This window comes from Amycolatopsis japonica (assembly GCF_000732925.1).
In the GTDB taxonomy this organism is placed as follows: Bacteria; Actinomycetota; Actinomycetes; order Mycobacteriales; family Pseudonocardiaceae; genus Amycolatopsis; species Amycolatopsis japonica.
The window spans coordinates 8,925,812-8,937,916 of sequence record NZ_CP008953.1; the positions used below are offsets into that span (position 1 = coordinate 8,925,812).

The following is a 12,105-nucleotide window of genomic DNA, read 5'->3' on the forward strand; positions in this document are numbered from 1 at the left end:
TCACGTGGAACAACTGACTCCGGAACACCAGCGCGGACTGCTGGTCCAGATCGGCAGGCTCATCCTGGCGGGTATCGCCGACCCCGCCCATGCCGCGGTCGCCGATTTCCGGCAGATCGGGGAGCACACCGAACTCGAGGGCCACAACCTCGCGCCCGCGCCCGAGCTGAACGAGCTCTTCGGCAGGCTCCGCACCGGGATGTACGCGACCGGCCGGGGGACCTGGCTGCAGTCGCGGTTCACGCTGAAGCCCGACGGCACCTTCGACTTCGACTTCACCCTCGACGACGAGCCGTCGTGGACCGAGACTCCGCCGACTTCGGCGTACCCGGACGAGTTGGCCACGTTCCCGCGCGAGGACGAGCACGTCCCGGACTGGTGGCGGCTGCGCGCGCAGCTTCCGTTGCGGGTCGAGTTCCGGCACGCCCGGATCGTCGACGCGTACACCGAGGGCGAGCCGCCGGTGGTGGACCGGCCGGAGCTCGACGAGTCCGAAGCGCCGCTGGTCGCGCAGTACCTCGAACGGGAACCGGCGATCCTGTCCGGCAGCGGCCTCGGCAAGGACATCTTCGATCCGGAGGCCGACGGCGACGTCCCGGAGAGCTACCACACCGACGGCACCTGGATCTGGCACGCGTCCGTACCGCACTACCTGCGGAAATACGGGATCCCGCCGGAGCCGGAGCTGGTCGCGCACATCCGCGGCCAGCGGTTCCAGCCGCCGTACGTCGAACATCTGGTGCGGCGGACCGCGGAAGCGGATCTGCTCGGGAAGCCGAGACCGAGACCGGGCCGCTCCGACGTCAAGAAGACCGAGGGCGACATCGCCGCGGAGCTGGAGACGTCGCCGAATCCGGAGCTGACCGACGAAGAACTCCTGGTCGTGCTGGTCAGCAGGCTCGGCGAGCACGCCGTCTGGCCCGAGGCCTACCGCATCGGCGACCGCGCGGACGGCGCCTGGTGCCTCAACTTCACCGAGAAGGGTTGGGAGGTCGCGGCCTACTCGGACGGCGCCGCGGTCTCGCCGAAGTATTTCGACAAGCTCGAAGACGCGTCGCATCAGCTTCTCGGCGCGGTTCTGCTGCATCCGGCGCGGATGACCGCCGGACACGAGACGCCGCTGGAGACGGCGAAGGAACTCGCCGACTGGCCGGTGCACGCGGCGCCGGGTGAGCCTCCCCTCACCTTGCTCCGCAACAAGCGCGTCAGCCGGATGGTCGCCGGTACGGTCGTACTGCGGTTCGGCGAGGAAACCGGCAATCTGGTTCACCACGGAGGGGTACGGTTCGCCACGACGTCCCTGCCGCTGGAACGGGAGCGCGTCGGTGGGACCTACCGGCTGCGACGCCCGCTCCACGTGATCATCGGTGTCACCGTCCCTTGGGCGAACATGCCTGGTGGGGCGGTGGCCTACGTGCTCCCGAGGACCATCGCCGAGCACGTGTCCGACGGCAGCCTGGAGAGGATCGAGTAGGTGGAATCGGCGGAAGCGGTAGCCAAGGTCGAAGAGTGGCTGCGCGCGGTCCACGGTCCGGACGTGTCCGAACCGGGCGGCGCCGGCCTGCGTGTGAACCACGAGAAGGTCCTGCGCATCCCTGAGGGCTGGTCGGTCCCCTACAACACGATCGCCTTCCTCGACGAGGGTCACGCCGAGAAGGAGATCTTCCCGCCGCCGTCGGTGATCGTGCGCGAACCCGACGGCGAGCTGCGCCAGGCGCATCCGCAGCCCGGCGGGCTCAGCGTCCCGGTCGCGTTCCCCGGCCAGGAGGCCTGGCGCGAGGTCGTCGACCCCGAGTACGCGAAGTCCGGTCTCGGTGACCTCGGCGTCCCGCCGGCGGTCGTCGCGGGCTGGGTCAAGGTCAACGCGGAAGGCGTGCAGACCGGGGAGGAACGGGAGAACCCCGAATACAAGGCCGGGCCGGTCCGCCGTGGTTACCCGAAGCCGGAGAACAAGCTCGAAACGCTGCTGTCGTTCGCCAGCGTCGGCTGGCTGACCAGGGAACAGCTGCTCATCGGGCTGCTGCGCTGCGAGGTCTACGTCCCGCTCGACCTGGCGTCGGGCAAGACGGAGCGGTTCTACTTCAACGAAGAACGCGCCGAGCTGCGTGTCTTCAGTTCGACCAGGAATCTCCCGTCCCGCGAACACGGGTACTGGAAGGTCGACATCGCCACTCTGGCCGGGTACGAGAGCCCGCCGAACCTCGTGATCAACGGCGGTCCCGCGACGTTCGAGGACGTCAGCGGCGCCGAGCTCGCCGAGACCGCGCAGCGGTTCCCCCGCCGGGGCCCAGGTGTCGACGTCAACGAACGCTGCCCGGAAGCGGAACCTGAGCTGGAGACCCTCGCCGCCGAAACCGCCGCGAAGATGGGCCTGGCCGAGCCGGTGAAGCCGCCACTGGCCGCGGCCGAGCGAGCACGCCGTCGCGGCTTCGAGCTGAGCGCCGAGGAATGCCAGAAGACCGTCCTCGGTCAGTCTTGGCTGGCCCGGCTCAAGCAGCCGGAGCCGCCTCGCGCCCGGCCGAACGACCTTCGGGCGAACGGCCTGGCGCCGGGCTACGACAACGAAGGCCAGATCCAGCCACGTCTGGACACCTTCGGCAAGTACTTCGACCGAGACCGCTCCAGCTCGCGTTACGGCTGGCAGCGCGTCACGGGCGCGTACGTGGGCTTCGCGCTCGGCGAGGCCCTCGGGGCGGCTGTCGACCGGATGCGGCTCGACGAAATCCACAACACGTACGGCCCCGAGGGCGTCTCGGATCTGACGGTCGCCTTCGATCTGCCCGGTCGCGTCGGGCCGCTCACCCAGCGGCTGCTGTTCTACACCGAGGCCGTGATCCGCAGCCCGCATCGCGAGCAGCCGGAGAACCGCGACGCCGAAAAGGCGCTCGGCACGGTCGCCCGCAACTCGCTGATGCGCTGGCTGCACACCCAGGGCGCGCCGCTGGACAACGCGGACGGCTGGCTCGTGAAGGTGCCGGAGCTCCGCGTCCGCCGCACCCCCGACGACGCCGAACTGAACGCGTACCACGCGCTGGCGACCGTCTCGCCGACGGCGATGCCGATGAGCGGGCCGGACGCGCTGGTCGCGGCGCTGCCGGCGGCGATGACCGCGGCCGGGCCGGGGAGCGCGATGAGCGGCGGCGTCCGGCAAGCGGTCCGCGACATCGTGGCGGTCACGCATCCCGGCGAGGTCGACGTCGAAGCGGCGACCTACCTGACCTGGCTGTTCGAACCGGCGCTGACCTCGGAGGCGTTCAGCTACCCGATCTGGAACACCTCCCGCGAGATCTTCAGCGACCAGAACCCGCACCAGCGGGGACCGGTCTGGGCGGATCTCAAGGCGATGGTCGCGGAATCGGTGCCGTTCTTCGGCAAACACGGCCTGCCCGACCTGCGGGTCCCGGAGCTGATCGGCGACGGCAAGGGCACGCTTTCCGTGCTGGGCCGCGCGTTCGCGGCGCTGTCCGGCTTCGAGAACTATCCGGAGCAGGCGCTGCTGCGGGCGGTCAACCACTCGGGCCGCAGCGCGATCACCGGCGCCATCGCCGGCGCGCTGCTCGGCGCCCGCACCGGTATCCCGGGGCTGCCGCAGAAGTGGGTCGAGCAGCTGGAACTGCGTTACCTGCTGGAGAACATCGCCACGGACGCGTTCTGGCACTTCGACCGCCATTCGGCGCTGCACGAGGTCGACGGCTGGTCCCAGCGGTATCCCCGCTGGTGAAACTGGAATGGGGACGATGAACGAAGAGGAAGCCGTCAGCCGCGTCGAGGAATGGCTGACGGACCGAGGCGGGGAGGGGACCGGCGCGCTGCGGGTCCGCCGCGAGTACGTCGTGCGCGCGACCGACGGCTGGAACGTCACCTACAACACCGTCGGCTGGCTCGACGGCACCGATCCCGGCACGGGCCTGTTCCCCAGCCCGGTCGCGTTCGTCCCGGACGACGGCGGCGAGATCCGCCTCGACCTGGAGCTGATGGCCGTTTCGGCGGCGGGCGACGACCCGGACGCGTTCACCCGGTGGGCGGAAGTCGTCGATCCCGAGTTCGATCCGGACGCGGTCCCCGGCCTGCCCGTGCCGAAGGCGGCGATCCTGCGCTGGGAGCAGCACACGCTTCTCGGCGAGCCGACCGGCGCGGTCCGCGCGAACCCGGAGCATCGCCCCGGGCCTCGATTCTCCGGCCGCCCGGCGCCCGAAAGCCCGGTCGAGACGCTTCTCGGCTACCTCCGCGTCGAGTGGATCACGCCGGAGGAGTTCGTCCATTGGATGCTCGACCTCGAGGTGCTCGCCCCGGCGAAGGACGGCCATCTGCAGGTCCGCGACTTCGGTGACGCAGGCGTGCGCTTCGTCGTCTACACCTCCGAAGCCCAGGTCCCGTCCGAGTACACGGTGTGGCAGCGGATCCAGCCCCGCGTGCTCCTGCGCCGGGGCAAGGACACCCCGGGCCTCGGCCTGCTGGTCAATCCCGGACGTCCGGAGACGTTCAACGTCTACCCGGAGACGCTGCGGCAGGTCGCCGACCTCGAACTCCCGGCCGGGACCGAACGCCCCGAATCCGTCGGGCGTCCCGCCTACTTCAGCGGGGAGTACGACACTCCGGCCGTCGCGAATCTGCGGAGCCTCGTCGACCAGGCGCGGGACAACGGCTACCCGCTGAGCGGCGAAGAGCTCACCCTCTTCACGCATGCCTCGACGCTGTCGTTCGAGCGCTCGCGGGCGAAGTACGACGGCCGTCCGCTGCCCGAACTGCCCGAAGACCTGTTCGCGAACGGGCTGGTCACGCACTACTACGACAACGGCGAGCCGCGTCCGAGCGCCTGGACGTTCGGGAAATTCTACGACCCGACGCTCCCCATCGGCAGCTTCGCGTACCCGCGGCTTCTCGGCGCGTACGTCGGCTTCGCGCTCGGAGACGCACTCGGCTCGGGCGCCGATCCTGCCGACGGCCTGCCGCTCGGCGGCCTGACCCGGCAGCTGCTGTTCCACACCGAATCGGTGATCCGCGGCCTGGACCCGACGCCGGACAAGCCCGAGATCCCGGCCTCGCTGCCCGCCGGCGGACGGCCGGACGGCTGGGTCGCCAAGGCCACCGCGTCCGCTGGACCGGCACCCGCCGAGTTCTCGGCGATGCTGGCGACAGCGCTGGCCGCGACGGTGACCGGTGGCGTACAGGGGCCCGCCGACAGCACCTTCTACGCGATGAAGGTGGTCCGCGAACTGGTCGGTTCCGCGGCCGGTCACGAGGTCGTCCACGGCGCCGAACTGCTGGTGAACGTGTTCCGCGCCCAGCTCGCGGCCCAGAACGGCGAACCGGCGGTCGCGAACTTCCTCGAAGGCTTCGACGAGTACAGCGGCGAGGTCGGCGAGCTGGTCAAGACCGTGCTCGACCTCCGGAACGACATCGACGGAGACGACATCGAGCAGTTCGACAGCATCGGCGACGGCCGGACGCCGCTTTCGGTGCTCGGCCGGGCCCTGTTCGCCGCCGCCAAGCGCGGGTACGACCCCGAAGCGGCGCTGGCGCTGGCCGCTCGCGGCGGCTCGGTGACGGCCGCGCTGACCGGGGCGACGGTGGGCGCCAGGCTCACCGTGCCCGGCCTGCCGGAGGCCTGGCTCGCCGCGTACGACGGCCTCGGCGTCATCGACAATCTGGCGGGCGACGCCTATTACTACTTCAACCGCTTCGGCCTGCCCCGCGAGCCCGAAGAGCGGCGGCGCTGGGACGCGAACCGGTATCCACGAGGAGATCAGTAGGCAATGCGCGAGTGGCTTCAAGATCCGGCGACCAGGTCGCGGCTGCGCGGCAGCCTGCTCGCCGGGGCGATCGGCGACGCGCTCGGCGCGAAGACCGAGTTCGACTCGATCGACCGCATCCGTGAGATCGCCGGCCCCGCCGGGATCACCGACCTCATCCCCGCGTACGGCGGCGTCGGGCGGATCACCGACGACACCCAGATGACGCTCTTCACCCTCGAAGGCCTGATCAGGGCTCATGCCGCCGCCCGCCGGGAGCAAGGGACCTTTGCTACCACGTCGCCAGTAGAGCAGTCGCTCCAACAGGCCTACCAGCGCTGGCTGCACACCCAGGGCATCCCGTGGGAGCGGGCCCGCGGCCCGAAGGACACGAGCGCGGAACCGGACGGCTGGCTGATCACGAATCGCGAGCTGTTCAGCCGTCGCGCGCCCGGGCTCACTTGTTTCGGCGAGCTGGAGGCGTACGGCAGGACAGGCGTGCGCGTCGGCATGGACAGGCCGGTGAACAACTCGAAGGGCTGCGGCGGGGTCATGCGCGCGGCACCGGTCGCGTTGTGGTCGGACGACCTCGCCGAGGTGTTCCGGCTCGGCGCCGAGAGCGCGGCACTGACGCATGGTCACCCGAGCGGGTATCTCTCGTCGGGCGCCTTCGCGGTGATCGTGCGCGAACTGCTGGTGGGGAAACCGCTGCTCGACGCCGTCGCGACCGCGCGTACCGAGCTGGAGAAGTACCGGGGGCACGAGGAGCAGAGCGTCGCACTCGACCAGGCGCTCGCCCTGTCACGGGAAGGTGCCCCGACGCCGGAGAAGCTCGAAACCCTCGGCCAGGGGAACATCGGCGAAACCGCGCTTTCGATGTCGGTCTACGTCGCGCTGACCACCACGGACGCGAACGCCGCGCTGCTCGCGTCGGTGAACCACAGCGGTGACAGCGACTCGACGGGGTCGATCTGCGGAAATCTCGTCGGCGCGATGTACGGCGAGGAAGCGCTCAACCCGGACTGGCTAGCGAAGCTGGAGCTGGCCGAGGTCATCGGAGGGCTGGCGGACGACGCGCTCGCGGAGTTCGGCGGGAGCGCACCGGGTGACGACCGGTGGTACGCCCGCTATCCGGCCCACTAGATTTACCTCCGGTTTGGGGTACTTGGGGAGGGGACACATAGTGCGTTACCGGGTTCAAGCGGCGGAGCGGCCTGATGGCCTGTACGCCGTCTGGGGGGACACCGTCTTCGCGGCCCAGCGGTCGACCGAAGACGGCACGCTGCTGCTCATCGCGCCGCCGGGGGAAGCGGCGCCCGAGGGCTTCGACCGCGACTGGAACGGCCGTCCGGCCAGGGTCGTGCTGAACGGCGAGGCGGGCGCGACCTTCAGCCTGCAGTCGTACGGCCGGTTCGACGACGAGCACTTCCAGATCGCGCCGAGCACCGGCGGCGACCTGACGTTGCGCTGGGCGGGCGAGGACGCGACCCGCGCGGCCGAACTGGGCCTGACGGACTTCTCGACCACGGCCGCACCGACGCGGCTGACGGCCTTGTGGCAGACCAGGCACGACTTCGTCGAGACGCCGGAATCCCGGCTGCAGCCGGGAACGGGCGATCAGGCCGCGCTGCTGCGCGCCATCGGCCGGACGCTGCTGCGGGTGCTGCCCGCCGGCTGGCAGCGGGTCGGCGCCCAGTTCCGGCAGGTCGGCGACTACTCCGAACTCGAGGTCCGCTCGGTCGGCGACGAGGGCAACGGCCCGGTCTCGGTGTCGATCGCGGCGCCGCCGGAGCTCGGTTCGCTGTTCGCGCGGCTGCGCGCGGCGATGCACCAGCCCGAGACCGGCACGTGGTTCCAGGGCACGTTCACGCTCGACTCGGAGTCGCACTTCGACTTCGATTTCGACGCCGACCAGGAGCCGACGTGGCGGCTCGCGCCGAACGAGGGCGGGAAGCCGTCTCCGCGCGCGTACGCGACCGAGCTCGCGATCTTCCCGCGCGACCAGAAGCACGTCCCGGCCTGGCTTTCGGCCAAGGCCGGTCTGCCGCTCGACGTCGTGTTCCGGCACGCGCAGGTCGTCGACGCGCACAACGAGGGCGAACGTCCGGTCGTCAACCGGCCGCCGGTGCCGCCGGAGATGATGCGCGGCGTCCTGGACTACCTCTTCCGCTCGCCGGTGGCGCTGACCCGGCCGGGCCCGCAGCCCGACATCTTCACCCCGAACGGCCCGCCGGACGTGCCGAACGCCTTCCACACCGACGGCGTCTGGATCTGGCCCGCGGCCGTCCCGCACTACCTGCGGAAGTACGGGGTGCCGCCGGAGCCCGAGCTGGTCGAGCACATCCGGGCCGCCGGTTTCCGGCCGCCGCTGGTCGGCGAACTGGTGCGGGCGACCGCCGAGGCGGAGATCGTCGGCAAACCGCGGCCGCCGCAGACCGCCGCGGACCTGCCGGACGAAAGTGCCCGCACCCGCGTCGAACGCGACGGCGAACCGGCCCGCGACATCCGGGCCGTCGAGGTACTGGACGTCCTGTACCAGCGGCTGGCCGAGCACGGCGTGGCGCCGACGGCCTACCGGATCGGCGCGAACGCGGTACCGGAGCCGGGGCTCTGGACCTTGCGCCGCACCGAAAGCGGCTGGGAGGTGTCGCGTCCGCCGACCGACGAGCCGGTGGCGTTCGCCAAACTCGAAGAGGCGGCACGGTTCTTCCTCGGCACCCTGCTGCTGTATCCGGCACGGGCCGCGGTGGGCGCGAGCGAGGAGGCCGACAACCCGGCCGACTGGCCGATCCTGCCCCTGCGCGGTGAGCCGCCGCTGAACTTCTTCCGGCGCAAGCGGATCGTCGTCCTCCCGGCGGGCACCACGGTGCAGCGGTTCGGGAACGAGACCGGGAACCTCGTGCACGCGGAATCGGCGCGGTTCATCGAGACGTCGCTCGCCGCGGACCGCGAACGGGAGCGCCGGCTTTACCGCGTCCTGCGGCCGCTGCGCGTGGTCACCGGCATCACCGCGCCGTGGAACGGGACACCGGGCGGGGCCGTGGCCTATGTGCTGCCGCGGCCGATCGCCCAGCATCTCGAATCCGGCGCGCTTTCCCGCGTCTGACCACCCGCGCTAGAAGGCCTTCGCGACCAGCTCGTAGGACCGGGCCCGAGCGGCCGCGTCGTACACCGGTGCCGTCAGCATCAGCTCGTCGGCACCGGTGGCCGCGGCGAGATCCTTCAGCGACCGCACCACCTTCTCCGGTCCGCCGTGCGCCTGCGCGGCGGTGAACTGCGCGATCAGCTCCTTCGACTCCGGCGTGAATTCGTGCGCGGCGGCCTGCTCCCTGGTCGGGAAGGCGAGGTCGCCGCCCTCGCCGTTGAGCAAGTACGACTTGATCACCGCGCACGGTCCGGCGACGTAGGCCGCTTCGGCGTCCGTGTCCGCGCAGATGGTCTCGACGCAGAGGATCACGTACGGCTCTTCGCGCCATTGGGACGGCTTGAAGTTCTCCCGATACGCCTGCAAAACCTCGGCCGTGTTCTGCGGCCGGATGTGGTGCGCGACCGCGATCGGCAGGCCGAGCTCGGCGGCGAGACGGGCGCCGGCCGCACTTGAGCACAACAGCCACGGCTCCGGCGTCGGCACCTCGCCGGGCAGCACCCGGATCCCGGTCTTCCCGGCCAGATGACGCAGCAACTCGGCGACATCGGCACGGTAGTCGTCGTCCGTCGCCGGATCCGCGCCCCGCCGCAACGCGCGGACGATCTTCTCGTCGAACGTGCCAGGACCGCGCCCGACGCCGAGATCGATCCGGCCGGGATGCAGAGCCGAAAGCGTCGCGAACTGCTCGGCGACCGCCAGCGGGGCGTGGTTCGGCGCCATCACCCCGCCGGAGCCGATCCGGATCGACGACGTCACCGCCGCCAGATGCGCGGCCAGCACCGGCGGCGAAGCCGTGGCGATGGCGGGCGAGCCGTGGTGCTCCGCGATCCAGACGCGGTGGTACCCCAGTTCCTCCAGTTTCGTGGTGACGGTGGCTGTCGAAGCGAGTACTTCGGTGGCCGCGCGGCCGTCCTCGACGATGGCGAGTTCGAGCGCGGAAAGCAGGATCCCCATACCCCCAACGTAGCCAAACTCAGGACGCGGTGATCAGCACCGCGGGCGACCACCAGTAGTCCGCGAGCGGCTCGATCCGGATGCCGGTGAAGCCCGCTTCCTTCAGCTGCGAGGCCCAATCGGTGGCGGGCTGCTCCCAGTTCGTCCGGCCCGTCCCGGGTTCGACAAGGCCGAGCAGGACCGGCAGCAGGAACCCCTGCGCCACCAGCGACGCCTCTTTGCCGTACTCCGCGATCCCGCGTTCGTAGCGCGTGACCAGGGAAAGCAGGTACTCGGCGGAGTCTTCGTCGTACTCGGGCACGTCGAATTCGGCCAGCACCAGACACGAGGTGCGGGGCCGCAGCGCCCGCAGGACCTCGGTGCGTTCGTCGGTCGGGATCGACTGGAGCGCGAAGGTCGACTGCGTCAGCTGCCACTGCTGGTCGTCGTCGCGGTCGAGGAACTCCTGCGCGGTGGCCTCCCAGGTGTGCAGGCCGCGAGTGCCGTCCAGATGCTTGCGCGTTTCCGCGAGCAGCGCGCTCGACGGCTCGACGAGATCGATCCTGCCCGGCTGCCGGTCCGCCTGTTCGAGGGCCGGGACGACGGCGAGCCCGTCCCCGCAACCGAGGTCGAGCAGGGAACCGACGGTGCCGTAGCGCCGGGCGAGCATCGCGCTGAGCTGCCGGTAGAGCTTGACGTTCCCGCCGCCGCGGATGAACGCCGTGAACGCGGCCGGCCGGTCGTAGACGGCACCACCGCCGCCCTCGGTCAGGTATCGGTGCAGTTCGATGCCGAGCGTGGATCCGGCCCGCTCGGCGAGGTCCGCTGCCTTGGCCCGGTCACCGTCGCGGTACGCGGTGAGCGCTTCGGCCAGGACGTCCGTTTTCTTCATGTTCTCCTGTTTACCGTCAGAAAGGCACCCAAAGGGTGACTCTGGTGCCATTGCCCGGAGCCGACTCCACCCTCGCGGTCCCGCCGACCTCGTTCAGGCGTGCGGTGATGGACTCGCTGATGCCGAAGCCGGCGGGCCGGGTGTCGAGGCTGAACCCGGCGCCGTGATCGCGCGTGATCACCGCGACGCCGCCTTCCTGCTCCTCGACCCGCACGACGACCTTGTCCGTCCCGGCGTGTTTGAGCGTGTTGCGCAGCGACTCGCGGACGGCGTCGCGGATGGCGATCTGCCGCACCTCGGAAAGCGTGTCGTCGTCGAGTTCGGCGATCACGAGCTGGGCACGCAGCCCGTCCCGCGCCATCTCCGCCGCCAGCGACGCGAGTTTCTCGCCCAGCGGCCGCGAACCGGCCTCCGACCGTTCCGAAGCCTCGTTCTCGATCGTCCGCCGCAGCTCCATCGACTGCGCCCGCGCCAGCCGCTGCACCTCGGCGAGCCGCGTGGACGGGTCGCCCTTGTTGGCCAGCGCGATCGCTTCGAGGGTCTGCAGCACGGAGTCGTGCAGCATCCGGTGCTGGCGGGCGCGTTCGGCGATCCGGCCGTTGCGGATGCCGTACGCGAGGGCGAGCCGGGTGCCGAGGCCGATCAGGACGAGGGCGCCGCTCGCCGTGAAGAGGACACCGAGGATCGACGGGAAGGTGGCCATGGCGTCGCCGGGCGCGGCGTGACCGGTCCCGAACACCGACGCCAGCATCCGCACCGGGAAACTCACGACGGCGAGCGCCGCGGCGGCGGGCATGCCCAGCGCCAGCGCCAGCAGCGCGACCTCGCCGAGCAGGTGCTTGCCGGGCACCGCCATCGCCTCGGTGAAGACCGAAGCCGGCACCAGCGCACCGACGGCCAGCGGCGCGAGCAGGGTGAACACGAGGTCGATCGCGAGCAGGCGGGCGGCGTGCTGCGGGCGGAACGGCGCCGAGCGCAGCATCCACCGGATCCCGTACAGCGAAAGCCCGACCGAGCCGAGCGCCACCAGCCCGACCGGGCCTATCCCGATCATGCCGTGGGTGGAGACGTAGACGCCGAACGCGCCGGGCACCGCGAAGAGCCGGTAGACCAGCGGGACGAGTGCGACGTAGCGGGCGGCTCTGAGCAGCAGATTGTCGCGATGAGCCGTGTCGATGGGGCCGGACATCTGCTGGATCCGCCGCAGCGCGCGCATCGGTGTCGGGTCGCCGACCTCGTCCGACAGCTCGCTCGTCGCCGTCGCCAGCGCGGGCGCGCCACGGCGCAGCAAAGTCACCAGAAAACTGGGCGGCCGCTTCGCCATGGATTTTCCCCCTGCCCGGAGCACCGGCAGGAGTATCTCCGGTTCCGCCGTGTGGATCCAGAGACCAACGGGGTTT

8 protein-coding genes are annotated in these 12,105 nt (G+C 70.8%); 5 read left to right on the forward strand and 3 right to left on the reverse strand.

Going from position 1 to position 12,105, the window contains the following annotated elements:
• Window positions 1–4 precede the first annotated feature (4 nt).
• The 5 genes from AJAP_RS41585 to AJAP_RS41605 are packed head-to-tail and all read left to right on the forward strand — an operon-like array spanning window position 5 to window position 8,838.
• A complete protein-coding gene (locus AJAP_RS41585) occupies window positions 5–1,474 on the forward strand; it encodes a TNT domain-containing protein (protein ID WP_148311651.1) in 1,470 nt (489 codons plus the stop codon).
• Entirely contained in the window at window positions 1,475–3,721 is a 2,247-nt protein-coding gene (locus tag AJAP_RS41590) for an ADP-ribosylglycohydrolase family protein (protein WP_038522015.1), read from the forward strand. It begins immediately after the preceding gene.
• A 16-nt stretch (window positions 3,722–3,737) separates the two neighbouring features.
• Window positions 3,738–5,753, forward strand: coding sequence for a YrhB domain-containing protein (locus AJAP_RS41595; protein ID WP_038524891.1), 2,016 nt, complete (start codon window positions 3,738–3,740; stop codon window positions 5,751–5,753).
• A gap of 3 nt (window positions 5,754–5,756) precedes the next feature.
• Entirely contained in the window at window positions 5,757–6,875 is a 1,119-nt protein-coding gene (locus AJAP_RS41600) for an ADP-ribosylglycohydrolase family protein (RefSeq protein ID WP_038522018.1), read from the forward strand.
• 40 nt (window positions 6,876–6,915) lie between these two features.
• Window positions 6,916–8,838, forward strand: a complete 1,923-nt coding sequence (locus AJAP_RS41605) for a TNT domain-containing protein (RefSeq protein WP_038522021.1) — start codon at window positions 6,916–6,918, stop codon at window positions 8,836–8,838.
• A 9-nt stretch (window positions 8,839–8,847) separates the two neighbouring features.
• Here the strand turns inward: AJAP_RS41605 and AJAP_RS41610 are convergent, their stop codons facing one another.
• From AJAP_RS41610 to AJAP_RS41620, 3 genes are read right to left on the reverse strand one after another with little or no spacing between them, the layout of a single operon-like run.
• Window positions 8,848–9,834, reverse strand: coding sequence for an LLM class flavin-dependent oxidoreductase (locus AJAP_RS41610; RefSeq protein ID WP_038522024.1), 987 nt, complete (start codon window positions 9,832–9,834; stop codon window positions 8,848–8,850).
• A gap of 19 nt (window positions 9,835–9,853) precedes the next feature.
• On the reverse strand, window positions 9,854–10,705 hold the full coding sequence (locus AJAP_RS41615) for a class I SAM-dependent methyltransferase (RefSeq protein ID WP_038522027.1): 852 nt from the start codon (window positions 10,703–10,705) through the stop codon (window positions 9,854–9,856).
• A gap of 16 nt (window positions 10,706–10,721) precedes the next feature.
• Window positions 10,722–12,029, reverse strand: coding sequence for a sensor histidine kinase (locus AJAP_RS41620; RefSeq protein ID WP_038522030.1), 1,308 nt, complete (start codon window positions 12,027–12,029; stop codon window positions 10,722–10,724).
• Between the last annotated feature and the right edge of the window lie 76 nt (window positions 12,030–12,105).

What these genes read in the sequence shown, in the direction of transcription:
- AJAP_RS41615 (WP_038522027.1), bottom strand. Translation starts at nt 10,705, where the DNA reads ATGAAGAAAACGGACGTCCTGGCCGAAGCGCTCACCGCGTACCGCGAC.
- AJAP_RS41610 (WP_038522024.1), bottom strand. Translation starts at nt 9,834, where the DNA reads ATGGGGATCCTGCTTTCCGCGCTCGAACTCGCCATCGTCGAGGACGGC.
- AJAP_RS41595 (WP_038524891.1), top strand. Translation starts at nt 3,738, where the DNA reads ATGAACGAAGAGGAAGCCGTCAGCCGCGTCGAGGAATGGCTGACGGAC.
- AJAP_RS41600 (WP_038522018.1), top strand. Translation starts at nt 5,757, where the DNA reads ATGCGCGAGTGGCTTCAAGATCCGGCGACCAGGTCGCGGCTGCGCGGC.
- AJAP_RS41620 (WP_038522030.1), bottom strand. Translation starts at nt 12,029, where the DNA reads ATGGCGAAGCGGCCGCCCAGTTTTCTGGTGACTTTGCTGCGCCGTGGC.